The 22,904-nt window shown below is 71.9% G+C and carries 22 protein-coding genes and 1 tRNA gene; 12 read left to right on the forward strand and 11 right to left on the reverse strand.

The window, feature by feature from the left end:
• Nucleotides 1-12: 12 nt before the first annotated feature.
• The 3 genes from ACWD0A_RS02430 to ACWD0A_RS02440 form a co-directional block, all read right to left on the reverse strand.
• On the reverse strand, nucleotides 13-1,512 hold the full coding sequence (locus tag ACWD0A_RS02430; protein WP_451293806.1) for a Stp1/IreP family PP2C-type Ser/Thr phosphatase: 1,500 nt from the start codon (nucleotides 1,510-1,512) through the stop codon (nucleotides 13-15).
• Between the two features lie 141 nt (nucleotides 1,513-1,653).
• Nucleotides 1,654-2,169, reverse strand: coding sequence for an FHA domain-containing protein FhaB/FipA (locus ACWD0A_RS02435; RefSeq protein WP_177149348.1), 516 nt, complete (start codon nucleotides 2,167-2,169; stop codon nucleotides 1,654-1,656).
• A gap of 10 nt (nucleotides 2,170-2,179) precedes the next feature.
• Nucleotides 2,180-3,043 carry an FhaA domain-containing protein gene (locus tag ACWD0A_RS02440; RefSeq protein ID WP_451293808.1) on the reverse strand — a complete coding sequence of 288 codons (864 nt, stop codon included), beginning with the start codon at nucleotides 3,041-3,043 and terminating at the stop codon, nucleotides 2,180-2,182.
• 335 nt (nucleotides 3,044-3,378) lie between these two features.
• On the opposite strand from ACWD0A_RS02440, the gene ACWD0A_RS02445 reads away from it, so the two are divergent.
• From ACWD0A_RS02445 to ACWD0A_RS02460, 4 genes are all read left to right on the forward strand, one after another.
• Nucleotides 3,379-3,465 (forward strand) — tRNA-Leu (locus ACWD0A_RS02445).
• A 312-nt stretch (nucleotides 3,466-3,777) separates the two neighbouring features.
• Entirely contained in the window at nucleotides 3,778-5,262 is a 1,485-nt protein-coding gene (locus ACWD0A_RS02450) for a DUF2252 domain-containing protein (protein WP_451293810.1), read from the forward strand.
• 33 nt (nucleotides 5,263-5,295) lie between these two features.
• Nucleotides 5,296-6,141, forward strand: coding sequence for a hypothetical protein (locus ACWD0A_RS02455; RefSeq protein ID WP_451293812.1), 846 nt, complete (start codon nucleotides 5,296-5,298; stop codon nucleotides 6,139-6,141).
• Nucleotides 6,142-6,206: 65 nt separating this feature from the next.
• Nucleotides 6,207-6,551 carry a rhodanese-like domain-containing protein gene (locus tag ACWD0A_RS02460; RefSeq protein ID WP_451293814.1) on the forward strand — a complete coding sequence of 115 codons (345 nt, stop codon included), beginning with the start codon at nucleotides 6,207-6,209 and terminating at the stop codon, nucleotides 6,549-6,551.
• Nucleotides 6,552-6,696: 145 nt separating this feature from the next.
• Here the strand turns inward: ACWD0A_RS02460 and ACWD0A_RS02465 are convergent, their stop codons facing one another.
• The 6 genes from ACWD0A_RS02465 to paaA all read right to left on the reverse strand — a co-directional run bounded on the left by ACWD0A_RS02465 (nucleotide 6,697) and on the right by paaA (nucleotide 11,564).
• The gene (locus tag ACWD0A_RS02465) at nucleotides 6,697-7,866 is read right to left on the reverse strand and encodes an acyl-CoA dehydrogenase family protein (RefSeq protein ID WP_451293816.1); all 1,170 of its coding nucleotides are present in this window, start codon (nucleotides 7,864-7,866) and stop codon (nucleotides 6,697-6,699) included.
• Between the two features lie 155 nt (nucleotides 7,867-8,021).
• Nucleotides 8,022-9,077, reverse strand: a complete 1,056-nt coding sequence (locus ACWD0A_RS02470; protein WP_451293818.1) for a 2Fe-2S iron-sulfur cluster-binding protein — start codon at nucleotides 9,075-9,077, stop codon at nucleotides 8,022-8,024.
• A complete protein-coding gene (gene paaD, locus ACWD0A_RS02475) occupies nucleotides 9,078-9,596 on the reverse strand; it encodes a 1,2-phenylacetyl-CoA epoxidase subunit PaaD (RefSeq protein WP_451293820.1) in 519 nt (172 codons plus the stop codon). It abuts the gene before it with no gap.
• Nucleotides 9,590-10,309 (reverse strand): 1,2-phenylacetyl-CoA epoxidase subunit PaaC, encoded by a 720-nt coding sequence (gene paaC / locus ACWD0A_RS02480; RefSeq protein ID WP_451293822.1) that lies wholly within the window; start codon nucleotides 10,307-10,309, stop codon nucleotides 9,590-9,592. The genes paaD and paaC overlap by 7 nt, the downstream gene beginning before the upstream one ends.
• Entirely contained in the window at nucleotides 10,306-10,596 is a 291-nt protein-coding gene (gene paaB, locus ACWD0A_RS02485; RefSeq protein ID WP_365994931.1) for a 1,2-phenylacetyl-CoA epoxidase subunit PaaB, read from the reverse strand. Before paaB ends, paaC begins: the two co-directional genes overlap by 4 nt.
• Complete coding sequence (gene paaA, locus ACWD0A_RS02490) at nucleotides 10,593-11,564, reverse strand: 1,2-phenylacetyl-CoA epoxidase subunit PaaA (protein ID WP_451293825.1); 972 nt, start codon at nucleotides 11,562-11,564, stop codon at nucleotides 10,593-10,595. The genes paaB and paaA overlap by 4 nt, the downstream gene beginning before the upstream one ends.
• A 114-nt stretch (nucleotides 11,565-11,678) precedes the next feature.
• Between paaA and ACWD0A_RS02495 the strand changes: the two genes are divergently transcribed.
• Genes ACWD0A_RS02495 through ACWD0A_RS02505 form a run of 3 tightly spaced genes read left to right on the forward strand, consistent with a single transcriptional unit; the run spans nucleotide 11,679 to nucleotide 14,358 of the window.
• Nucleotides 11,679-12,527: a DUF5819 family protein gene (locus ACWD0A_RS02495; RefSeq protein ID WP_451293827.1), complete on the forward strand. Its 849-nt coding sequence runs from the start codon at nucleotides 11,679-11,681 to the stop codon at nucleotides 12,525-12,527.
• Nucleotides 12,524-13,708 carry an HTTM domain-containing protein gene (locus ACWD0A_RS02500; protein ID WP_451293829.1) on the forward strand — a complete coding sequence of 395 codons (1,185 nt, stop codon included), beginning with the start codon at nucleotides 12,524-12,526 and terminating at the stop codon, nucleotides 13,706-13,708. Before ACWD0A_RS02495 ends, ACWD0A_RS02500 begins: the two co-directional genes overlap by 4 nt.
• Nucleotides 13,709-13,725: 17 nt before the next feature.
• On the forward strand, nucleotides 13,726-14,358 hold the full coding sequence (locus ACWD0A_RS02505) for a TrmH family RNA methyltransferase (RefSeq protein ID WP_451294045.1): 633 nt from the start codon (nucleotides 13,726-13,728) through the stop codon (nucleotides 14,356-14,358).
• A gap of 57 nt (nucleotides 14,359-14,415) precedes the next feature.
• Here the strand turns inward: ACWD0A_RS02505 and paaN are convergent, their stop codons facing one another.
• The gene (gene paaN / locus ACWD0A_RS02510; protein ID WP_451293831.1) at nucleotides 14,416-16,095 is read right to left on the reverse strand and encodes a phenylacetic acid degradation protein PaaN; all 1,680 of its coding nucleotides are present in this window, start codon (nucleotides 16,093-16,095) and stop codon (nucleotides 14,416-14,418) included.
• A gap of 122 nt (nucleotides 16,096-16,217) precedes the next feature.
• Between paaN and ACWD0A_RS02515 the strand changes: the two genes are divergently transcribed.
• On the forward strand, nucleotides 16,218-17,729 hold the full coding sequence (locus tag ACWD0A_RS02515; RefSeq protein ID WP_451293833.1) for a 3-hydroxyacyl-CoA dehydrogenase: 1,512 nt from the start codon (nucleotides 16,218-16,220) through the stop codon (nucleotides 17,727-17,729).
• Nucleotides 17,726-18,325 (forward strand): TetR/AcrR family transcriptional regulator, encoded by a 600-nt coding sequence (locus tag ACWD0A_RS02520; RefSeq protein WP_451293835.1) that lies wholly within the window; start codon nucleotides 17,726-17,728, stop codon nucleotides 18,323-18,325. Before ACWD0A_RS02515 ends, ACWD0A_RS02520 begins: the two co-directional genes overlap by 4 nt.
• Before the next feature lie 134 nt (nucleotides 18,326-18,459).
• Here the strand turns inward: ACWD0A_RS02520 and ACWD0A_RS02525 are convergent, their stop codons facing one another.
• Nucleotides 18,460-19,002 carry an Lrp/AsnC family transcriptional regulator gene (locus tag ACWD0A_RS02525; protein WP_373429431.1) on the reverse strand — a complete coding sequence of 181 codons (543 nt, stop codon included), beginning with the start codon at nucleotides 19,000-19,002 and terminating at the stop codon, nucleotides 18,460-18,462.
• Nucleotides 19,003-19,243: 241 nt separating this feature from the next.
• On the opposite strand from ACWD0A_RS02525, the gene pdhA reads away from it, so the two are divergent.
• From pdhA to ACWD0A_RS02540, 3 genes are read left to right on the forward strand one after another with little or no spacing between them, the layout of a single operon-like run.
• Nucleotides 19,244-20,383 (forward strand): pyruvate dehydrogenase (acetyl-transferring) E1 component subunit alpha, encoded by a 1,140-nt coding sequence (gene pdhA, locus ACWD0A_RS02530; RefSeq protein ID WP_307717783.1) that lies wholly within the window; start codon nucleotides 19,244-19,246, stop codon nucleotides 20,381-20,383.
• Nucleotides 20,380-21,384, forward strand: coding sequence for an alpha-ketoacid dehydrogenase subunit beta (locus ACWD0A_RS02535; RefSeq protein ID WP_451293837.1), 1,005 nt, complete (start codon nucleotides 20,380-20,382; stop codon nucleotides 21,382-21,384). Before pdhA ends, ACWD0A_RS02535 begins: the two co-directional genes overlap by 4 nt.
• Nucleotides 21,384-22,838: a dihydrolipoamide acetyltransferase family protein gene (locus ACWD0A_RS02540; protein WP_451293839.1), complete on the forward strand. Its 1,455-nt coding sequence runs from the start codon at nucleotides 21,384-21,386 to the stop codon at nucleotides 22,836-22,838. Before ACWD0A_RS02535 ends, ACWD0A_RS02540 begins: the two co-directional genes overlap by 1 nt.
• The last annotated feature ends 66 nt before the right edge of the window (nucleotides 22,839-22,904 follow it).

Here is a 22,904-nt window from a genome sequence, read left to right on the forward strand (position 1 = left end):
CCTACGGCCCTGTTACTGCTTGCCGCAGTTCGAGGCCAGCTTCTGCTCCTCCTCCGAGAGGGTGGGACCCGGAGAGGGAGCGGCTGCGTTCGGCTTGGTCTTGGACGTCTGCGTGGTGGGCGTCCCGGCGGCTCCGTCGGCCTCGCCCTCGCCCTCACCGGGCGGTGGGGTGCTGGCGCGGTCGGCCGCCTCGCGGCGCTGCTCGTCCTTCTTGCAGGCGGTTGCCTGGCGGGCGAGCTCGTCGACCTTGGCTCTGGCCTTGTCGAGGCTGTCCTCGGTGATCGTCGCCTCCACCTGCTTGCGCTGGTAGGGCGGTAGGTACTTGAGTTCGATCTCGGGGTGGTCCTTCTCCACATCCGAGAGCGAGACCCAGGCGAGGTCCTGGCTGATGCCCCGGTAGAGCGCGACGTGCTCGTCCTTCGAGCCGACGTAGTACTGGGTCTGGGTCCAGCGGTAGCCGCCGTACAGTCCGCCGCCCACGACCGCGAGGGCGAGGGCGACGAAGAACGACCGCTTCAGCCACTTGCGGCCGCCGCGCCCTTTGACGAAGTCGTCGTCGGTGTAGGACCCGAAGGAGCCCTCCGGCGGCATGCCGCCGTACCCGTCGCCGGATCCGGGCGGGCCGAAGCTGCCGCTGGGAGCCTGCGCCGCCGAGGGGCGGCCGAGGCCCGCCGCGCGGCCGGCCGGGGTCTGCATGGCGCCGCCGTCGTTCAGCTGGTGCTGGTTCTCGGCGACCGCGCCGACGACGACCGGGGTGTCGCTCAGACGTCCGGCCAGCGTGTCCCCGGAGTCGGTGTCGAGGACGTCCGCGACGATGCAGGTGATGTTGTCGGGACCGCCGCCTCGCAGGGCGAGCTGGATCAGGTCCTGCACGGTCTCCTGCGGGCCCTGGTAGCTGGCGAGCGTCTCCTCCATCGTCTGGTGGGAGACGACGCCGGAGAGGCCGTCGGAGCAGATCAGGTAGCGGTCGCCGGCGCGGACCTCGCGGATGGAGAGGTCGGGCTCGACATGGTCGCCGCTGCCCAGCGCGCGCATCAGCAGGGAGCGCTGCGGGTGGGTGGTGGCTTCCTCCTCGGTGATGCGGCCCTCGTCGACGAGCCGCTGCACCCAGGTGTGGTCCTGCGTGATCTGGGTCAGCACGCCGTCGCGCAGCAGGTACGCGCGCGAGTCGCCGACGTGGACGAGGCCGAGGCGCTGACCGGTCCACAGGAGCGCGGTGAGCGTGGTGCCCATGCCCTCGAGCTGGGGGTCCTCCTCGACCATCATCCGGAGCTGGTCGTTCGCGCGCTGCACGGCGCTGCCGAGCGAGGTGAGGATGTCGGAGCCGGGAACGTCGTCGTCGAGCGTGACGAGCGTGGAGATGACCTCGGAGGAGGCGACCTCGCCGGCGGCCTGGCCGCCCATGCCGTCGGCGATGGCGAGCAGGCGCGGGCCGGCGTAACCGGAGTCCTCGTTGCCTTCGCGGATCATGCCCTTGTGCGATCCCGCGGCGAAACGCAGAGAAAGACTCATGCGCACCTCGCCCGTCGGCTCGCCGCTTGACTGTCGCGCCAGCCGGTCTCGAGCCACACTGCCCACCCTCCGGTCGGGAGTCCGTGCCGGTCCCCCGTGGGGACCGCTGCGACTCGCTCGCTCCGCTCGCTCATTGTCGTACTACTTCCGCAGCTCGATGACGGTCTTGCCGATGCGGATCGGCGCGCCCAGCGGAATCGGTGTCGGGGTGGTGAGCCGGGTCCGGTCGAGATAGGTGCCGTTGGTGGACCCGAGATCCTCGACGATCCACTGGCCGTCTCGATCGGGGTAGATCCTGGCATGCCGGCTGGAGGCGTAGTCGTCGTCCAGCACGATGGTGGAGTCGTGCGCGCGGCCCAGGGTGATCGTCTGGCCCTGGAGGGCGACCGTGGTGCCCGTGAGGCTGCCCTCCGAGACGACGAGCTTCGTGGGCGCCCCCCTGCGCTGGCGGCCGCCCGCCTGCTGGCGCTGCTGCTGCTGCGGGGCAGCGGCCTGACGCGCCTGCTGGGGACGGGCGTCCGCCGTGCGGCGCGAGCCGCGCTGCGTGACGCGCGTCCCGAACAGGTCGCTGCGGATGACCTGAACGGCCACGATGACGAACAGCCAAAGAACGGCCAGGAAACCTAGCCGCATGACCGTCAGGGTCAGCTCTGACATTGCCCCCGCTTCACCCTTCGGCTTGCCGGTAAACGATGGTGGTGCTGCCCACGACGATCCGCGAGCCGTCGCGGAGCGTAGCGCGGGTGGTGTGCTGCCCGTCCACCACGATGCCGTTGGTGGACCCGAGATCCTGGATCGTCGAGGGCGTTCCGGTCCGGATCTCACAGTGCCGGCGCGATACGCCGGGGTCGTCGATCCGCACATCGGCGTCGGTGCTGCGACCCAGCACCAGCGTCGGGCGGGAGATCTGATGGCGGGTGCCATTGATCTCGATCCAGCGGCGTACCTGTGCGTTCGGCAGGGCGCCCGGGCCGGGCACGCGCTGGCCGGCCGCGGGGCCGGGGCGCCGGTCGCCGGGCATGCCGGGCGGCGGCGCGGCCGGCATGGGCGGTGCGCCGGCGATGGGGGTCCCCCCGCCGTAGGCAGGGGGAGGGTAGCCGTAGCCGCCGCGGGGTGTGCCCTGCGGAGCGGCGGGTGCGCCGGCGTTTTGTGACGTACTCGACGCCAGAGTGCGGCTGCGCACGCGGTACAGACCGGTGTCGAGGTCGTCCGCCTTCTCCAGATGGACCTTGATCGGGCCCATGAAGGTGTAGCGCTGCTGCTTGGCGTAGTCGCGGACGAGGCCGGACAGCTCGTCGCCGAGCTGGCCCGAGTACGGGCTCAGGCGCTCGAAGTCGGGCGCGCTGAGCTCGACGATGAAGTCGTTGGGGACGACCGTCCGCTCGCGGTTCCAGATCGTCGCGTTGTTGTCGCACTCGCGCTGGAGGGCGCCCGCGATCTCGACGGGCTGGACCTCGGACTTGAACACCTTGGCGAAGGTGCCGTTGACCAGGCCTTCGAGACGCTGCTCGAAACGCTTCAGGACTCCCATGGGGCACCTCCTCCGTCGTTGTCGCCCTGGTACTGCTTACAGATCGTATCCACGCGTCGGGAAATCGGCTGGTTCCCCTTGTCTGCCCCGTCGATGAGTGTCACCTCTCACACGGATCGTAGAGGCGGCCTGAGAACAGTGTCCCGCACCCTGGGTACATCAAGGAGGAGTGGGGGCAGGCCGCTCGTCGTTCCCGCTCCCTTGCCCCGTTCCCTGTTCGTTCCGAGGGGCCCCGAAACAACGGATGTGAATCCACCCTGTGCAGCGTGCTAATCTTCTGCATGTCGCCAGGGGGCAGCACCGGAACGGTGAAGCGCCCGACGACAACACCCAATGCGCGGGTGGCGGAATAGGCAGACGCGCTGGATTCAGGTTCCAGTGCCCGCAAGGGCGTGGGGGTTCAACTCCCCCCTCGCGCACCAACCATGGAGACGGGTCTCCACCGGACGAAAGTCCCGGTGGGGGCCCGTTTCTCGTTGTGCCCGTTGTCGGCCCGGCCTCTGCGGGCGGCCGGGGTGTATGGGCGGGGGTGCGGCGGCTCGATGTTTCACGTGGAACATCACGGGCCGAAGGTGGCCTGGTGGCGGGACATGACGGGCTCTGTGGCGGTGGCCACATGGGCGACCGAAGAGCGGCGGACAGGGTTTTCCACAGGGGCAGACGGCTGTTGTGGCCCGGCGGTACGGTCTTGGCAGTTGATGTTGAGGGCGTACGACGCCGGGGGAGGCCGCGGCATGGACGAGGCCGAGATGTTGGTGCCGCCGCAGCGGCCGGGGAGCGGCGTGGCGGGCGGAGGGGCAGGTGAGCGCATCCCGGAAGTGCCCGGATTCGCTCCCCGCAGGGTGACGAAGGGCACGGCGGCCGGAGGTTCGCCGAAGGACCTGGGCAAGGCGTTGCGGGCGCGGGTGCCGCGGTCCGGGCACGATTCGCTCGTCCTCACGACCGGGCGGCCCGATGCCACGCGGGCGGTGGAGGAGTCCAGCCGGGGCCGCGTGCCCGAGCTGACCCCGATACGGGTGGGGAGGATGGCGGCCTCGCCGTTCGCCTTCCTGCGGGGCTCGGCCGGACTGATGGCGCACGACCTGGTGGGCACCCCCGTGACCGGGATCGGCGCCCAGATCTGCGGCGACGCGCACGCCGCGAACTTCGGCCTCTACGGGGACGCCCGCGGCCGCCTGGTCATCGACCTCAACGACTTCGACGAGACCGTCGTCGGCCCCTGGGAATGGGACGTCAAGCGGCTGGCGGTGTCGCTGGTGCTGGCCGGTCGGGTGGCGGGGGCGGACGAGGACGTCTGCAGGGCGGCTGCCTTCGACGCCGTGGGCGCCTACCGCCGCACCATGAGGCTGCTGGCGAAGCTGCCGGCGCTGGACGCGTGGAACGCCATCGCCGACGAGGAGCTCGTCTCGCACACGGACGCGCGGGATCTGCTCGGCACCCTGGAGCGTGTCGCCGAGAAGGCCCGCAACAACACCAGCGCCCGCTTCGCCGCGAGGTCCACGGAGCCGGTGACGACGGGCGAGGGCGGCGAGGCCGGCCGCCGCTTCGTGGACGCGCCGCCGGTCCTGCGGCGAGTGCCGGACGAAGAGGCGTCGATGGTCGCCGCGTCCCTCGGCCCGTACCTGGCCACGGTCTCCGAGGACCGGCTGCCGCTGCTCGCGCGGTACGCGATCCACGACGTCGCCTTCCGCGTGGTGGGCACCGGAAGCGTCGGCACACGGTCGTACGTGGTGCTGCTGCTCGATCACCGGGGCGACGCGCTGGTGCTGCAGGTGAAGGAGGCACGGGCCTCGGCGCTGGAGCCGCATCTGCGCGCCGCCGGCTTCCCGGTGCGGCAGGTGGAGCACGAGGGACGGCGCGTGGTGCTCGGTCAGAAGCGGATGCAGGTGGTCAGCGACATCCTGCTCGGCTGGACGACGGTGGACGGACGGCCGTTCCAGGTGCGGCAGTTCAGGAACCGCAAGGGCAGCGTGGATCCCGCCGCTCTGGCGCCCGACCAGGTCGACGACTACGGACGGATGACCGGCGCGCTGCTGGCGCGGGCGCACGCCCACAGTGCCGATCCGCGGCTCCTGGCCGGCTACTGCGGCAAGAGCGAGGAGTTCGACGAGGCCGTCGCGTCCTTCGCCGTCACCTACGCGGACAGGACCGAGGCGGACCATGCGGATCTGCTGGCCGCGATCAAGAGCGGGCGCATAGCCGCCGAGCTGGGGGTGTGACCGGGCGGCCCGCCGCGCCCGTAGTCTGGACGGGTGACCCAGGAAGCCGCCGGGGGACCGACCACCCGGAACGACGAAGAGCGCGACGCGCACCAGGACGCACAGCCGAGGCCCGAGGCCCGGCTCGCGCAAGCGGTGCGTGTGGCCGAGCAGGCGCTGATCGAGTTCGAGATCGCGCTGGAGACGTTCCGGGTGGAAGTGGAGAACTTCTCCCGGCTGCACCACCAGAAGCTCGGACCGATGTACGCACGGCTGGACGAGCTGGACGCCCGGATCGCCGAGGCCCGGGCGGCACGCAGCGGCGACCCGGAGGACCTGCGCAAGGCGCAGGAGGCCCGGGCCATGGTGATGCCGATGCCCGGCGTCGACGAGCTGTTCCACGGCTGGGTGGACAGCGACGGCCTGTCCCCCGAGGCCGCCGCGATGCTCACCGAGCAGCCGGTGCGCGCCCCCAAGCGGGTGCGGCCCAGTGAAGAGGCCCGCAAGCTCTACCGGGAGCTCGCGCGCAAGGCGCATCCCGACCTGGCACAGGACGAGACGGAGCGGGCCCGGCGCGACGAGTTCATCGCCCGGGTGAACGCCGCCTACGGCCTCGGTGACGAGGCCCGGCTGAGGGAGCTGGCCGAGGAGTGGGAGGCCGGTCCGGTGGCGCCTGAGCCGCAGCTCAGCGAGAGCGAGGAGCTCTACGCCCGGCTGGAGTGGCTCTCGCAGCGCAAGGAACTGCTCACCACGGTCGCCAAGGAGCTCGAGGAGAGCGCCATCGGCGCGATGCTGCGGATGGCGCCCGACGATCCGGACGCGCTGCTCGACGAGATCGCCGAGCAGTTGCTCGCGCAGGTCGCCGAGCGAGAGAAGGAACTGGCCGGCCTGGTGGAGTAGGTTTTTGCGAGGCCCGCAGGCGGCCCCCCCCGCCGCCGTGTACGTACGAGAGAAGGCATTGCCCCATGAACTTCGCCCCGCTGCCCTCCGTGGAAGCCGCGGCGGTACCGGCCGACGGTCTGGTGCTGGACGTCCGTGAGGCCGACGAGTGGGCGGCCGGTCACGTCGAGGGGGCGCTGCACGTCCCGATGAGCGACTTCGTCGCCCGCTTCGGTGAGGTGACCGAGGCGGTGGCGGACGGACGTCGCGCCTATGTGATGTGCCGGGTGGGCGGGCGTTCCGCGCAGGTGACCCAGTACCTGGTGCAGCAGGGCATCGACGCGGTGAACATCGACGGCGGCATGCTCGCCTGGGACGGCGCGGGCCGCCCGATGGTGGCCGAGGGCGGGGCCCCGGCCTTCGTGCTCTGATCCTGGCCGGGCGGGCGGCACCGGGTCAGCGGCGGCGCCCGCACCGGCGATCCGGCTCCGGCTGCGGCGGACGACCGGCTGCGGCCGGCAGCCGACGGCCCGGGCGGTCGGTCCTGGGACGGGACGTGGCCTCCAGCGCGAGCCGCTAGCCGAGCGGATGGGCGGCGAGCAGATCGCCGAGGGCCTCTTCGTGGGCGGCGGCCGGGCCGAGGGAGAGTTCCAGCTGCTTGGCCCAGGCATGGAAGCGGTGGAGCGGATAGTCGGTGTCCGCGCCGAAGCCACCGTGCAGATGCTGGGCTGTCTGCACCACCCGGCGCACCCCTTCGGACGCCCAGATCTTTGCGACCGACACGTCGGCCGCGACGGGCAGAGCGACGGCGGACGCCGTGCCGGACGCACCGGTCTCCCCCGGCTCCGTCAGGCGCCAGGCGGCCTGCCACAGGGTGGCCTCCATGGCGCGCAGGTCGATGTAGCGGTCGGCCGCCTGGACGGCGACCGCCTGGAACGTCGCCAAGGCAAAGCCGAACTGTTCGCGCTTCGCCGTGTAGCGGCTCGTCATCGTGAGCACCGCTTCGCCGAGGCCCAGCGCCAGCGCGCACGTGCCGGTCGCCAGGAGCCGGTGCAGCCATTCCCACGAGCCGTCCGCGTCGACGACGGCGGAGTCGTCCACCCGGACGGAGTCCAGGGTGACCTCGGCGAACAGCTCGCCGTTGGTGGAGATCTGCTCCGCGAGCGCGAGCCCAGCGGCGTCCTGGGGGACCAGGGCGAACAGGGCACGCCCGTCGTCGGTGTGCGCGGGCACGGCGATCCGGTCCGCGCACTGGGCCCAGGGCACGCCGGTCTGCACCCCGTCGAGGACCCATCCGCCGTCCGACCCATCCGCCCGGCGCGCGGCCACGGCGAGCTCGGCGGGATCGTGGCCGGTGCGGCCGTTCGCCCCCGCCGTCAGGATCAGCTCACCGCGGACGACCCGGGGGAGGATCTCGGCGCGCAGAGCGGGGCTGCCGTGCCGGGCCACCGCCATGGCGACCGCGCTTGTCTCCAGCAGGGGCACCCTGGCCAGCACCTTCCCGGCCTCGCGCAGCACCAGGCACAGGGCGATCGGGTCCAGGCCCGCTCCGCCGTGGTCCGTCGGCAGGACCAGGCCGAGCAGGTCCGCACGCGCGAGGCCGGCCCACAAGGCGCGGTCGACGTCATCGGCCACCGCGCCCGGCGTCAGTGCCGGGCTGGGCACCGCATCAGGCGCCACGTCCGCAAAGACGGCCTGGGCGGCCTCCACGGCCGCTTGCTGCTCCTCGGTGAAGGTGAAGTCCACTGTCCCGTCCTCCCGCACGCACCAGCACAACGGCACCGGTGGAGGCCAAATCTGACGGATCGTCAAGATAGGGCACGGTGCCGGAAATGAACACAGCGCGTGCGGGGCGGAATGCGGGTAGGGGCGATTTTCGGGGCAGGTCGGGACGGACCGCGTCAGCGGTCGAAGTCCAACTCCACCTCCGCTGTGGCCGGATGGGACTGGCACGCGAGGACGTAGCCCGCCTCGGTCTCCTCCGGCTCCAGCGCGAAGTTGCGGTCCATGCGGACGTCTCCGGAGACCAGGAAGGCGCGGCAGGTGCCGCAGACGCCGCCCTTGCAGGCGTATGGAGCGTCCGCACGACTGCGCAGCACGGTTTCCAGCAGCGACTCCCCTTCCTGCACCGGCCATGTACCGGACCGGCCGTCGAGCGTCGCCGTCAGGGACGCATGGGCGGGAGCCACCACCGGAGCGGCGACCGGGGCCGAGCCGTCGTCCACGTGGAAGATCTCCTGATGGATGCGCCCGCGGTCCACTCCGAGTCCGCGGAGGGCCTGCTCGGCTCCCCGCACGAGTCCGAAGGGCCCGCACAGGAACCAGCCGTCCACGTCCGCCACCGGAAGCAGCGCCGGCAGGAGGGCCGTCAGCCGCTCCCGGTCCAGCCGACCGGACGGCAGTCCCGACTGCTGCTCCTCCCGGGACAGCACGGTGACCAGGTGGAAGCGGTCCGGGAAGCGGTCCTTGAGGTCGGCGACCTCCTCCAGGAACATCGTCGACGCCGCCGTGCGGTCGCTGCGGATCAGACAGAACCGGGCGTCCGGCTCCTCGGCGAGCAGAGTCGCGGCCATGGACAGGACCGGCGTGATGCCGCTGCCGCCGACCACCGCGGCGAAGTGCCCGGGGCGGGGCGGCAGGAGGAACCGGCCCATCGGAGGCATGACCTCGACGACGTCGCCGACGGCCAGCTCCTTGAGGGCGTACGTCGAGAACTCGCCGCCGTCGACCAGGCGGATGCCCACGCGCAGGACGGGGACGCCGCCGGCGGGGACGGCCGGGGAGCAGATCGAGTACGTGCGACGGATCTCCTCGCCGTCCACGACCCGGCGCACGGCCAGATGCTGGCCCGGGGTGTGGCGGAAGGTCTCGTGCAGCTCGGGCGGCACCTCGAAGGTGACGGCCACCGAGTCGTCGGTGAGCTGCTCGACGGCGCCGACCCGGAGCGGATGGAACATCTACAGCTCCTTGAAGTGGTCGAAAGGTTCGCGGCAGGAGACGCAGCGGCGCAGGGCCTTGCACGCCGTCGAGGAGAACCGGCTGAGCAGCTCGGTCTCGGTCGACCCGCAGTGCGGGCAGAGCACGGCGAGCGTCAGCTGCACCGGTCCCTCGGCACGGTGGGGGCGCGGCGGCGCTATGCCGAACTCGCGGAGCTTGCGCCGCCCTTCCTCACTGATGTCGTCCGTGGACCAGGCGGGGGAGAGCACCTTGACGACCGAGACGTCCGCCATCCCGTGGTCGTGCAGCACTCGCTCGATGTCCGCGGCCATCGCCTCGACGGCCGGGCAGCCCGTGTACGTCGGGGTCAGCTCGACCTCGACACGGTCGGGGCCGACCAGGTGGACCCCGCGGAGCACTCCCAGCTCCTCCAGGGTCAGCACCGGCAGCTCGGGGTCGGGAACGGACCCGGCCAGTCTGCGCAGCTCCGCCTCCAGCGCCGTGTCACCGGCGGGCGGCTCCTGTGTCCCGGTCACCATGACGCCCCCGGATGACTCCGGCGCAGATGCTGCATCTCGGCGAGCATCCGGCCGAACGGCTCCGTGTGCAGGCCCTGGCGCCCTGCCCCGGCCGACCAAGCGCCCTTGCGCGGCCCGTCCGGGACGGTCAGCGTCGCCTGCTTCAGCACGCCGGTGACGTACTCCAGCCAGGCCGACTCCAGCGCCTCCCACTCGACGTCCACGCCCTCGACCGGCTGGAACATCTCGCCGGTGAACCGCCACAGCGCCTCGCACGCCGCCTGCATGCGCTCATGGCTCTCCGCGGTCCCGTCACCCAGCCGCGCGACCCAGTGCTCGGCGTGGTCGCGGTGGTACGCGACCTCCTTGACCGCCTTCGCCGCGAGTCCGGAGAAGGGGCCGTCACCGGCGGCGAGGGTCTCGTAGAGCATGCCCTGGTAGCCGGAGAAGTAGAGCTGGCGGGCCATGGTGTGGGCGAAGTCGCCGTTCGGCTGCTCGACCAGCTGGAGATTGCGGAACTCGCGCTCCTCGCGCAGGTACGCGAGCTCGTCCTCGTCACCGACGAGCGAGAGCAGCACCCTGGCCTGGCCCAGCAGGTCGAGGGCGATGTTGGCGAGGGCCACCTCCTCCTCGAGGACGGGAGCGTGTCCGGCCCACTCCCCCAGCCGGTGCGAGAGCACCAGCGCGTCGTCGCCGAGCGCCAGGGCCGCGGTGTGCACGGGCGTGCTGCTCACAGGTGCTTCACTCCTTCGGGGATCTCGTAGAAGGTCGGGTGGCGGTACGGCTTGTCGGCGGCCGGGTCGAAGAACGGGTCCTTCTCGTCCGGCGAGGAGGCGGTGATCGCGGCGGAGGGCACCACCCAGATCGAGACGCCCTCGCTGCGCCGGGTGTAGAGGTCGCGCGCGTTCCTCAGGGCCATGTCGGCGTCCGGGGCGTGGAGGCTGCCCGCGTGCGTGTGGGACAGGCCGCGGCGCGAGCGCACGAAGACCTCCCACAGCGGCCATTCGGTCGAGCTGCTCATGCGGTCGCCTCCCCGGACTCGGTGTGCGGTGCTGCTGGTCTGTGCTTGTCGGCGTACGCCGCGGCCGCTTCGCGGACCCACGCGCCCGCCTCGTGCGCCCGGCGGCGCTGGCTGATCCGCTGTTCGTTGCACGGCCCGTTGCCCTTGAGGACTTCCTGGAACTCGGACCAGTCGATCGCGCCGAAGTCGTAGTGGCCCCGCTCCTCGTTCCACCGGAGGTCCGGGTCGGGGAGCGTCAGGCCGAGCGCCTCGGCCTGCGGGACGCAGATGTCGACGAAGCGCTGACGCAGCTCGTCGTTCGAATGCCGCTTGATCTTCCAGGCCATGGACTGGGCCGAGTGCGCGGAGGCGTCGTCCGGCGGGCCGAACATCATCAGCGAGGGCCACCACCAGCGGTTTACGGCGTCCTGTGCCATCGCGTGCTGCTCCGGCGTGCCCTGGGAGAGGGTGAGCAGCAGCTCGTAGCCCTGGCGCTGGTGGAAGGACTCCTCCTTGCAGATACGGACCATCGCGCGGGCGTACGGACCGTAGGAGCAGCGGCAGAGGGGGACCTGGTTGGTGATCGCGGCGCCGTCGACGAGCCAGCCGATGGCGCCGACGTCCGCCCAGGTCAGGGTCGGGTAGTTGAAGATCGACGAGTACTTCTGGCGGCCGGCGTGGAGCTTGTCGAGCAGCTCGTCGCGGCTGGTGCCCAGGGTCTCGGCGGCGCTGTAGAGGTAGAGGCCGTGACCGGCCTCGTCCTGGACCTTGGCCATCAGGATCGCCTTGCGGCGCAGCGAGGGCGCCCGCGTGATCCAGTTGGCCTCCGGCTGCATGCCGATGATTTCCGAGTGCGCGTGCTGGGCCATCTGGCGGACGAGCGAGGCCCGGTACGCGTCCGGCATCCAGTCGCGCGGCTCGATGCGCTCATCGGCGGCCACGGCGGCGTCGAACGCCGCCTCGTACGCCTCCGGTGTCACTGTCGTCATCCGGGCCCCCTACCGACCGATCGTTCGGTTCATCGACTTCAATGGTGAGTCGACGGCCCTTATGGTGTCAAGCCTGTGGATAACCGAGGCGTACAACAGGGGATCGGGGCGGGGATGGAGTCCTTCGAGCACAGGGACGGCACGGGTGGGAGCCTCGGCTCCAGGCCGCCCGCGCCGCGGTCGCCGGAAGGGGACGCGATACCGGTCAAGGACGCGATACCGGTCAAGGTCCCCCCGCCCGGCCCGCCCCCGGTCGGTCCGGCCGAGGCGGGCGTCGCCCCGAGCGGCCCGGAACCTTCCGACCGCGGCATCGCCGCGCTGTCCCTTCCGTACCAGGTCACTGCAGCCGTCTTCCTCGCGCTCGTCGCCGCCGTCGCGTGCGTCCACCTGACCATGGTCTTCCTCCACGTCGCCCCCTCCAACACGGTCACGAAGAGCCATGGTGAGGCGGTCCAGATATGGGTCTACCCCGAGTTCGAACAGAACTGGAAGCTTTTCGCCCCCAATCCGCTTCAGCAGAACATCGCCGTGCAGGTGCGGGCCGAGTACACCGCCGAAGACGGCAGTCGCCGGACCAGTGAATGGCTCGATCTGTCCGCACAGGACGGTGAGGCCATCCGCGGCAGCCTCGTCCCCAGCCACATCGACCAGAACCAGCTCCGCCGCGGCTGGGACTTCTTCCTCGGCTCCCACGACAACGAGGCCCGCCCCGACGGCCTGCGCGGCAGGCTCTCCGAGCGGTACATGCGCCGCATCGTGATGCTGCGGCTGGACGGCATGGACCTGGGAGGACCCGTCCAGCGCGTCCAGCTCAGGTCGTCGACCCGTGCGATCGAAGCGCCCGCGTGGAGCGGCGAGAGGACCGACACCCGGCCCGTCCACCGGGTCATGCCGTGGTGGACGATCACTCCGGCCGATCTGCCCGCCGGTGTCGACAACGGCGAGAAGGCGGCGGGCAGGTGAGCACCACCACTGTGGAGCGCGGCGCGGCCCGCATCGTCCGGCGCGTCACGGCGACGGCCTTCGGGCCCTACCAGACCGCGATCGTCCGGATCGGGTTCGGCACCACCTGGCTGCTGTTCCTGCTGGTCGAGCTGCCGAACCGTCATCAGCTCTACGGGCCCGGCGGCCCCTGGAGCTGGGACATGGGCCGGGAGCTGGTCGCCAACAACAACGCCTTCACCGGCCTGCTGTGGTCGGACAGCGGCCTGTGGTTCGAGACCGTCTACGGCCTGTCCATGGTCGCGAGCCTGCTGCTCATACTCGGCTGGCGCACCCGCGCCGCGTCCGCGCTGTTCATGTTCGGCGTGCTGTCCCTGCAGAACCGCTCGATCTTCGTCGGCGACGGCGGCGACAATGTCGTCCACCTGATGGCGATCTACCTCGTCTTCACGCGCTGCGCCCAGGTCTGGTCGCTCGACGCCCGCCGCGCGGCGCGCGCACTGCCCGGCGTGCCCCCTCGGGACCGCGTCGGACCCCTGATGTGGGCGGTGCTCGGAGCCGGGCTGCTCGTCGGTACCTTCCTCAACGGGCCCGGCCGGGTGCTCTGGCTGTTCTGGCTGCTGTGGGCGGCCCAGGGGCTGTGGTGGCTGCTCTCCCGGGAGGCCCCCCGAAGCCAGCCGCGCCTGCTGCTCGACGTCCTGGCCAACGTCGTCCACAACTGCGCTCTCGTCGTGATCATGGCCGAGGTCTGTCTGATCTACGCGACCGCCGGCTGGTACAAGATCCAGGGCACGCGCTGGCAGGACGGGACGGCCCTGTACTACCCGCTCAAGCTCGACTACTTCACGCCGTGGCCGGCCCTGTCCGACGCGCTGGCCACCAGTGGTCTGCTGATGCTGGTGCTCACCTACGCCACGGTCGCCGTCCAGGTCGCGTTCCCGTTCACCCTCTTCAACCGGCGGGTCAAGAACGTCCTGCTGGTCGCCATGATGCTGGAGCACGCGGGCATCGCCGTGCTGCTCGGGCTGCCGGTCTTCTCGCTCGCCATGATCGCCGCCGACGCCGTCTTCCTGCCGACCGCGTTCCTGGTGTGGCTCGGTGCGCGGGCGGCCCGGGCGCGGGACCGGGTGTTCTCGCGGAAGCCGGCCCAGGGGCAGCCGGAACGGGAGAGCGGCGAGGTGCCCCGTACGCTCGTCGGGTGAGCACCACCGAGGAACCGATGCAGTACGACGAGGGCTACGGCCCCGAGGTCGGCGTGGGACCGCACCCCCTGCCGTGGCCGCAGGACGAGCGGTACGACCCGAAGCTCCTGGCCGAGGGCGACCGCCGCAACGTCGTCGACCGGTACCGGTACTGGACGCGTGAGGCGATCGTCGCCGATCTGGACACCCGGAGGCACGGCTTCCATGTGGCCGTCGAGAACTGGGGCCATGACTTCAACATCGGGTCCGTGGTGCGTACCGCGAACGCCTTCCTCGCGAACGAGATCCACATCGTGGGCCGCCGGCGCTGGAACCGGCGCGGGGCCATGGTCACCGACCGGTACCAGCATGTGCGCCACCACCCGGACACGGCGTCCCTGACCGCATGGGCGGCCTCGGAAGACCTGCCGATCATCGGTATCGACAACCTGCCGGGCGCCGTGCCGCTGGAGCGGACCGAGCTGCCGCGCCGCTGTGTGCTGCTCTTCGGCCAGGAGGGACCGGGGCTGACGCGGGAGGCGCGCGAACACGCGGCGATGGTCTGCTCGATCGCGCAGTTCGGCTCCACGCGGTCGATCAACGCGGGCGCTGCGGCGGCCATCGCCATGCACGCGTGGGTGCAGCGGCACGCGGACGTGCCGCTGCCCTGAGGGCGGACTTTCCTTCCGGGCGCGGCGGGCCGGCGACCAACCGGCCCGCCGGGCGCGTCAGGCCTGGCGCCGCACCTCGACCACACGGAAGCGGTTCGAGACGAACGCGCCGTCGCACAGGGCGGCGTTCGCCGCGGGGTTGCCGCCGGAGCCGTGGAAGTCGGAGAACGCCGCGGTCTGGTTGACGTACACCCCGCCGGTCAGGTTCAGCGAGAGCTGGGCCGACTCGTCGAGGCAGACCTCTTCCAGCGCGCGCTCCGTCTCCTCGGACGTGGTGTACGCCCCGACCGTCATGGCGCCCTTGTCGCGGACCGTGCGCCGCAGCAGGTCCAGCGCGTCCGCCGTCGAGTCCATGGCCACCACGAACGACACGGGGCCGAAGCACTCGGAGAGGAACGCGGGCTCCGCGTCCTGCGCCTCCCAGTACTTGCGTGCGCCGTCGAGCTTGACGATCACCGGAGTGCGCACGGTCGCGTCCGGAAACTCCGGATTGACCACCTCGCGCGAGGGGAGCGCCACCTCGCCGAGCTCGGCCGCCGCCTCCAGACGGGCCTTCACGTCGGGGTTGACCAGGGCGCCCAGGAGGGCATTGGCCCGGGCGTCGTCGCCGAGCAGACCGCCGACGGCCGCCGCGAGGTCGGCCGCCACCTCGTCGTACGTCTTCGGGCCCTGATCGGTGGTGATGCCGTCCCGGGGGACCAGCACGTTCTGCGGGGTGGTGCACATCTGGCCGCTGTACAGGGACAGGGAGAAGGCCAGGTTGGACAGCATCCCCTTGTAGTCGTCGGTGGAGTCGACGACGACCGTGTTGACGCCGGCCTTCTCGGTGTAGACCTGCGCCTGGCGTGCGTTGGCCTCCAGCCAGTCCCCGAAGGCGGTGGAGCCCGTGTAGTCGATGATCCTGATCTCGGGGCGGGTCGCCAGCGTCTTCGCGATGCCCTCGCCCGGGCGCTCGGCGGCCAGGCAGACCAGGTTGGCGTCGAAGCCCGCCTCGGCGAGGACCTCGCGCGCCGCCTTCACGGTGAGGGCGAGGGGGAGCACCGCGCGCGGGTGCGGCTTGACCAGGACCGGGTTGCCAGTGGCCAGGGAGGCGAACAGCCCGGGGTAGCCGTTCCACGTGGGGAAGGTGTTGCAGCCGATCACCAGGGCGATGCCGCGGCCGGCCGTCGTGAAGGTCTTGCGCAGCTCGAGGGGGTCGCGCTTGCCCTGGGGCTTGGACCAGTCGGCCGCGGCCGGGGTCCGGGTCTGCTCCGCGTACGCATACGCCACGGCCTCCAGGCCGCGGTCCTGGGCGTGCGGGCCGCCCGCCTGGAACGCCATCATGAACGCCTGCCCACTGGTGTGCATCACCGCGTGGGCGAACTCGTGGGTGCGGGCGCTGATGCGGGAGAGGATCTCCAGGCAGACCACGGCGCGCGCCTCGGGGCCGGCCTCGCGCCAGGCCGCCATGCCCGCGCGCATCGCGGGGAGCAGCACGTCCAGATCCGGGTGGGGGTACTCGATGCCCAGCTCCGGCCCGTACGGCGAGGTCTCACCGCCCGTCCAGCCGTCCGTGCCCGGCTGGTCCAGGTCGAAGCGGGTGCCGCGCAGCGCCTCGAAGGCCGCGAGGCCGTCCGCGGGGGCGCTGTCGCCGTACGCCTTGGGGTGCTCCGGGTGCGGGGACCAGTAGGCGCGCGTGCGGATCGCTTCGAGGGCCTGGTCGAGCGTGGGCCGGTGGGTCTCGGTCAGCTGCTGCATGACGGACCAACTCCTCGTCGAGCTGGGCAGGGAACTAGTGACAGAGTTAGAGTAACCGAACGATCGGTCGGTACAAGGGGGCCTGTCGAAGCTGTGGACAACTCATCGGGGAGGATCGCTCCATGACCGCCATCGACACCAGCCGCACCGTCGCCGTCGTCGGCACCGGCACCATGGGCCAGGGCATCGCGCAGGTCGCCCTCGTCGCGGGCCACCCCGTGCGGCTCTACGACGCCGTGGCCGGCCGGGCCGGTGAGGCCGCGGACGCGATCGGCGCGCGCCTGGACCGGCTGGTCGAGAAGGGCCGCATGGACGCCGGGGAGCGCGACGCCGCCCGCGCGCATCTCGTCCCGGCCGCGGACCTGGCGGAGCTCGCCGACGCCGCGCTCGTCGTCGAGGCGGTCCTCGAACAACTGGCGGTCAAGCAGGAGCTCTTCGCCGAGCTGGAGAAGATCGTCTCCGACGACTGCCTGCTCGCGACCAACACCTCCTCCCTCTCGGTCACAGCCGTCGCGGGAGCCCTCCGCGCTCCGGGCCGCTTCGTCGGCCTGCACTTCTTCAATCCCGCACCCCTCCTCCCCCTGGTCGAGGTCGTCAGCGGTCACGCCACCGACGAGGAGACCGCCACGCGCGCGTGGGCGACGGCCGCGGCCTGGGGCAAGACGCCCGTGCGCTGCGCGGACCTGCCCGGCTTCATCGTCAATCGCATAGCCAGGCCCTTCTACGCCGAGGCCTTCGCCGTCCACGAGGAGCACGGCATCGACCCGGCCACCATCGACGCGATCCTGCGCGAGAGCGGCGGCTTCGCCATGGGCCCCTTCGAGCTCACCGACCTGATCGGCCAGGACGTCAACGAGGCTGTCACCCGCTCGGTGTGGGAGTCCTTCTTCCACAGCCCCAAGTTCCAGCCGTCCCTCGCCCAGCGCCGGCTCGTCGCATCACGCCGGCTCGGCCGCAAGTCAGGCCACGGCTGGTTCTCGTACGCCGAGGGCGCCGCGCGGCCCGCGCCGGCCGACGCGGGACCCGAGGACGCGCCGGAGTACGTCATCGCCGAGGGCGACCTCGGACCCGCCGCAGAACTGATCGGGATGATCCGCGAGGCGGGCATCACCGTGCGGCAGGAGGACGAGGACAAGGGCACCCGGCTGATCCTGCCGAGCGGCGGGCAGCTGGTGCTGGCGGACGGGCAGATCTCCGCGGAGTTCCGCGACGTCGTCTACTTCGACCTCGCCCTCGACTACCGGACGGCCGGCCGGATCGCCCTGTCCGCGGCGGCCGATGTCCAGCAGGACACCCTCGCGCAGGCCACCGGCCTGTTCCAGGCGCTCGGCAAGCGGGTCAGCGTCCTCCCCGACATACCCGGCATGATCGTCGCCCGTACGGTCGCGATGCTCGGCGACCTCGCGCTGGACGCCGTCACCCGGCGGGTCGCCTCCGCCCAGGACATCGACACCGCGATGCGGCTCGGCGTCAACTACCCGCTGGGGCCGGTCGAATGGAACGAGAAGCTCGGGCGCGACTGGGCCTGGGAGCTGCTGGCCAACCTCCACCAGTCCGTGCCGACCGGCCGTTACGCGCGCACGCTGGGACTGCACCAGTGGTCGTACGGCTCCCCGCTCGAGGACGCGTCATGACCACGCCCAAGCGGGACACGTACACCCCCGAGACCCTGCTGACCGTCGCGGTGCGGATCTTCAACGAGCGCGGCTACGACGGCACGTCCATGGAGCACCTGTCCCGGGCCGCGGGCATCTCCAAGTCCTCGATCTACCACCATGTCGCGGGCAAGGAGGAGCTGCTGCGCCGGGCCGTCAGCCGGGCCCTGGACGCCCTGTTCGCGATCCTCGAGGAGGACGGCGCCGTGGCGGGCCGGGCCGTCGAGCGCGTCGAGTACGTCACCCGGCGCACCGTCGAGGTGCTCATGGCCGAACTGCCCTACGTGACGCTGCTGCTGCGCGTCCGCGGCAACACGAAGACCGAGCGGTGGGCGATGGAACGCCGCCGTGAGTTCGACCAGCGGGTCGCCGACCTGCTGAAGGCGGCCGCCGCGGAGGGGGACCTGCGCGCCGACATGGACACCCGGCTGGCGACGAGGCTGCTCTTCGGCATGGTGAACTCCCTCGTCGAGTGGTACCGCCCGCACGCGGGCGGCGGATACGACGGGGAGCAGGTGGCCGAGGCGGTCGTGCGGATGGCCTTCGACGGGCTGCGGACGGACGTGCCCGCCTGAGCCGTCCCCGGGCGGGCGGCGGACAGGCTGCCCCGGGGGCGTTTCACGCAGGCCTGCCCAGCGCCTGAACCAGTCCACCGGACGGTCTCCGGACGGGTGGTATCTGAGGCGCCCCCGCGTGCCGTCCCTCGCTCCTACGGGCCCTCCGGCGGTTCCGCGTCGGGGGCCAGGCCGGCGGCCGTGCCGGGCGGGCCGGGCACCGGGTCGAGGTCCGTCTCCTCGAAGACCAGCAGCGTGCGCGTCGACAGGACCTCGGGGATGGACTGCAGCCTGGTCAGGACCAGTTCGCGCAGGGTGCGGTTGTCGGGCGTGTGCACGAGGAGCAGCACGTCGAAGTCGCCGCTCACCAGGGCGATGTGCGCGGCTCCCGGCAGGGCCTGGAGCTGTTCGCGCACGGTCCGCCAGGAGTTCTGCACGATCTTGAGCGTGATGTAGGCGGACGCGCCCTGGCCCGCACGCTCGTGGTTCACGCGGGCGCTGAAGCCCCGGATCACGCCGTCGTCGATGAGCCGGTTGATCCGTGCGTACGCGTTGGCGCGCGACACGTGCACCCGCTCGGCCACGGAACGGATCGAGGCGCGGCCGTCCGCCTGGAGCATCCGCAGGATGTCGCGGTCGATCGCGTCCAGGGGGCGCGGCGGCGGCGTCTGCTCCGCGCGGTCCCCGTCCTGGGCCATTTGTTCAGTCGGCATGTCCCCCCGCCTTCCCAGCATGGACGACCTGTCTCCATCTCAAGCTGTGGAGAACCGTTTGTCCACAGGCTGCCCGCGCCTGTAGCCAAAATGCGTCCACGACCGAACAATCGGTAGGTGAGGCGCGCCACACTCGCGACGCCTCCCGTTCGCATTCGTCGTCGCCTTCGTCTTCGTTGATCGTCGGCGCTCCCACGAGGAGGTGCTCGCGTTGAGAAAGAGCAGCATGACGGTCCAGGAGCTGCCCGGTGACGCTGCCGTCTACCGGCCCACCCCGCCCCCGGCCTGGCAGCACCGCACCGACCCCGCACCCCTGCTCCCGGACCCGGAGCCGTTCCGCGTGCTGGGCACCGAGGCAGCCGCCGCGGCCGACCCCGAGCTGCTGCTCCGGCTGTACGCGGAGCTCGTCCGCGGCCGGCGGTACAACGCCCAGGCGACCGCTCTCACCAAGCAGGGCCGGCTCGCCGTCTACCCGTCGAGCACCGGACAGGAGGCGTGCGAGGTCGCCGCGGCGCTGGCGCTCGAGGAGCGGGACTGGCTCTTCCCGAGCTACCGCGACACCCTCGCGGCCGTCGCCCGCGGGCTCGACCCCGTGCAGGCCCTGACCCTGCTGCGCGGCGACTGGCATACCGGCTACGACCCGTACGAGCACCGCATCGCGCCCCTGTGCACCCCGCTCGCCACCCAGCTGCCGCACGCTGTGGGGCTGGCGCACGCGGCCCGTCTCAAGGGCGACGACGTCGTCGCGCTCGCCATGGTCGGCGACGGCGGCACGAGCGAGGGCGACTTCCACGAGGCACTGAACTTCGCGGCGGTGTGGCAGGCCCCCGTCGTCTTCCTCGTCCAGAACAACGGCTTCGCGATCTCCGTGCCGCTGGCCAAGCAGACCGCCGCGCCCTCCCTGGCCCACAAGGCCGTCGGGTACGGCATGCCCGGCCGCCTCGTCGACGGCAACGACGCCGCCGCGGTGCACCAGGTGCTCGGCGAGGCTGTCGCCCGGGCCCGGCGCGGTGGCGGTCCGACGCTGATCGAGGCCGTCACCTACCGCATGGACGCCCACACCAACGCCGACGACGCCACGCGCTACCGGGGCGACAGCGAGGTCGAGACCTGGCGGGGGCACGATCCGATCCTGCTGCTGGAGCGCGAGCTGACCGAGCGCGGACTGCTCGACGACGACCGCCGCAGGACGGCCGCCGACGCCGCCGAATCGATGGCGGCCGACCTGCGCGAGCGGATGAACGCCGACCCGGTCCTCGACCCGATGGACCTGTTCACCCACGTCTACGCGGAGCAGACCGGCCAGTTGCGTGAGCAGGCGGCGCAGCTGCGCGCCGAGCTCGACGCCGAGGGAGAAGCACGATGACCACGGCTGCCGTGAAGCCGGCGACCATGGCCCAGGCCCTCCAGCGCGCGATGCGCGACGCGATGGCCGAGGACCCCACCGTCCACGTGATGGGAGAGGACGTCGGCACGCTCGGCGGTGTCTTCCGGGTGACGGACGGGCTCGCGAAGGAGTTCGGCGAGGAGCGCTGCACCGACACGCCGCTGGCCGAGGCCGGCATCCTCGGCACGGCCGTGGGCATGGCGATGTACGGGCTGCGGCCCGTCGTCGAGATGCAGTTCGACGCCTTCGCCTACCCCGCGTTCGAGCAGCTCATCAGCCATGTCGCCCGCATGCGCAACCGCACTCGCGGGGCCATGCCGCTGCCGATCACCGTCCGCGTGCCCTACGGCGGCGGGATCGGCGGCGTCGAGCACCACAGCGACTCCTCCGAGGCCTACTACATGGCGACCCCGGGTCTCCACGTCGTCACGCCCGCCACGGTCGAGGACGCCTACGGGATGCTGCGGGCCGCGATCGCCTCCGACGACCCCGTGGTCTTCCTGGAGCCCAAGCGGCTGTACTGGTCGAAGGCGCAGTGGTCGCCGGAGGCCCCCACGGCCGTCGAGCCGATCGGCCGCGCCGTCGTGCGGCGCCCCGGCCGCAGTGCCACGCTCATCACCTACGGGCCCTCCGTGCCCGTCTGCATGGAGGCCGCCGAGGCGGCCGAGGCCGAGGGGTGGGACCTGGAGGTCGTGGACCTGCGCTCGCTGGTTCCGTTCGACGACGAGACGGTCTGCGCCTCCGTTCGGCGGACGGGCCGTGCGGTCGTCGTCCACGAGTCCACCGGCTTCGGCGGTCCCGGCGGCGAGATCGCCGCGCGGGTGACCGAGCGCTGCTTCCACCATCTGGAGGCGCCCGTGCTGCGGGTCGCCGGGTTCGACATCCCGTATCCGCCGCCGATGCTGGAGCGTCACCACCTCCCGGGCGTGGACCGGGTGCTCGACGCGGTGGCACGGCTGCAGTGGGAGGCGCAGAGCTGATGGCGCAGGTGCTCGAATTCAGGCTGCCCGACCTCGGTGAGGGACTGACCGAGGCGGAGATCGTGCGCTGGCTGGTGTCCGTGGGCGACGTCGTGGCGATCGACCAGCCCGTCGTCGAGGTGGAGACGGCCAAGGCGATGGTCGAGGTGCCGTGCCCGTACGGAGGCGTCGTCACCGCGCGCTTCGGCGAGGAGGGCACCGAGCTGCCCGTGGGCGCGCCGCTGCTGACCGTCGCGGTGGGGACGATGGACGCGGACACCGCGGGCATCGCGGGTTCCGGTGGCGCTGCCGGATCGGCCGCCGACACCGAGGGCACCGGCACGGAGACCTCCGGGAACGTGCTGGTCGGGTACGGGACCGGGGCCCCGACGGCCCGCCGACGACGCATCCGGCCCGCCACGGGCACACCATCCGCCGGTGGCGCCGGCCGCATCTCGCGCAACGCGCCCGCTGCCGCCCTCCGGCAGGGGGACGCGGCGGTGGCCACGGGGACCGGCCCCGCCCTTGGCACGTCGGCGAACAAGGCTGCTGCCGAGCGGGCGCCGCAGGACGGCCCCGTCGCCGTCATCTCGCCGCTCGTGCGCAGGCTCGCCCGTGAGCACGGTCTCGACCTGCGACACCTCGCCGGATCCGGCCCCGACGGGCTCATCCTGCGGGCCGACGTCGAGCGGGCCGTGAGCGCCGCCGACACGCAGCTCCAGGCTCCGGCCGCACCGCAGCCCGTGGCCTCGCGGACCGAGGCGTTCCGGCCCTCGGCGTCGGCACAGGGCGAGCGCGTTCCGCTGCGGGGAGTGCGCGGAGCCGTGGCCGACAAGCTCTCGCGCAGCCGGCGCGAGATCCCCGACGCCACCTGCTGGGTCGACGCGGACGCCACCGAGCTCATGGCCGCCCGTGTGGCGATGAACGCGGCGGGTGGAGAGAAGATCTCTCTCCTCGCGCTTCTCGCCCGAATCTGCACGGCCGCGCTCGCGCGGTACCCCGAGCTCAACTCCACTGTGGACACGGAGGCCCGCGAGATCGTGCGGCTCCCCGAGGTGCATCTCGGTTTCGCGGCACAGACCGAGCGGGGTCTGGTCGTGCCCGTCGTCAAGGACGCGCACACCAGGTCGGCGGAGTCGCTCACCGCGGAGTTCGCGCGGCTGACGGAGGCGGCGAGGCAGGGGACGCTGACTCCGGCGGACCTGACGGGCGGCACGTTCACGCTGAACAACTACGGGGTCTTCGGGGTCGACGGCTCCACCCCGATCATCAATCATCCGGAGGCCGCCATGCTCGGCGTGGGCCGGATCGTGCCGAAGCCGTGGGTGCACGAGGGCGAGCTGGCGGTACGTCAGGTGGTCCAGTTGTCGCTGACCTTCGACCACCGGGTCTGCGACGGCGGCACCGCCGGCGGATTCCTGCGCTACGTCGCCGACTGCGTGGAGCACCCGTCGGTCCTGCTGCGCACCCTGTAGGACATCCCGGCACACCGCCGGGGACGCGCGCACCCTGTAGGGCACCCCGGCACACAGCCGGGACAC

This window comes from Streptomyces sp. NPDC002867 (assembly GCF_053591895.1).

Coding starts and splice junctions, on each gene's coding strand:
- ACWD0A_RS02430 (WP_451293806.1), bottom strand. CDS start 1,512: ATGAGTCTTTCTCTGCGTTTCGCCGCGGGATCGCACAAGGGCATGATC.
- ACWD0A_RS02435 (WP_177149348.1), bottom strand. CDS start 2,169: ATGTCAGAGCTGACCCTGACGGTCATGCGGCTAGGTTTCCTGGCCGTT.
- ACWD0A_RS02440 (WP_451293808.1), bottom strand. CDS start 3,043: ATGGGAGTCCTGAAGCGTTTCGAGCAGCGTCTCGAAGGCCTGGTCAAC.
- ACWD0A_RS02450 (WP_451293810.1), top strand. CDS start 3,778: ATGGACGAGGCCGAGATGTTGGTGCCGCCGCAGCGGCCGGGGAGCGGC.
- ACWD0A_RS02460 (WP_451293814.1), top strand. CDS start 6,207: ATGAACTTCGCCCCGCTGCCCTCCGTGGAAGCCGCGGCGGTACCGGCC.
- ACWD0A_RS02470 (WP_451293818.1), bottom strand. CDS start 9,077: ATGTTCCATCCGCTCCGGGTCGGCGCCGTCGAGCAGCTCACCGACGAC.
- paaD (WP_451293820.1), bottom strand. CDS start 9,596: ATGGTGACCGGGACACAGGAGCCGCCCGCCGGTGACACGGCGCTGGAG.
- paaB (WP_365994931.1), bottom strand. CDS start 10,596: ATGAGCAGCTCGACCGAATGGCCGCTGTGGGAGGTCTTCGTGCGCTCG.
- paaA (WP_451293825.1), bottom strand. CDS start 11,564: ATGACGACAGTGACACCGGAGGCGTACGAGGCGGCGTTCGACGCCGCC.
- ACWD0A_RS02495 (WP_451293827.1), top strand. CDS start 11,679: ATGGAGTCCTTCGAGCACAGGGACGGCACGGGTGGGAGCCTCGGCTCC.
- ACWD0A_RS02505 (WP_451294045.1), top strand. CDS start 13,726: ATGCAGTACGACGAGGGCTACGGCCCCGAGGTCGGCGTGGGACCGCAC.
- paaN (WP_451293831.1), bottom strand. CDS start 16,095: ATGCAGCAGCTGACCGAGACCCACCGGCCCACGCTCGACCAGGCCCTC.
- ACWD0A_RS02515 (WP_451293833.1), top strand. CDS start 16,218: ATGACCGCCATCGACACCAGCCGCACCGTCGCCGTCGTCGGCACCGGC.
- ACWD0A_RS02520 (WP_451293835.1), top strand. CDS start 17,726: ATGACCACGCCCAAGCGGGACACGTACACCCCCGAGACCCTGCTGACC.
- ACWD0A_RS02525 (WP_373429431.1), bottom strand. CDS start 19,002: ATGGCCCAGGACGGGGACCGCGCGGAGCAGACGCCGCCGCCGCGCCCC.
- pdhA (WP_307717783.1), top strand. CDS start 19,244: ATGACGGTCCAGGAGCTGCCCGGTGACGCTGCCGTCTACCGGCCCACC.
- ACWD0A_RS02535 (WP_451293837.1), top strand. CDS start 20,380: ATGACCACGGCTGCCGTGAAGCCGGCGACCATGGCCCAGGCCCTCCAG.
- ACWD0A_RS02540 (WP_451293839.1), top strand. CDS start 21,384: ATGGCGCAGGTGCTCGAATTCAGGCTGCCCGACCTCGGTGAGGGACTG.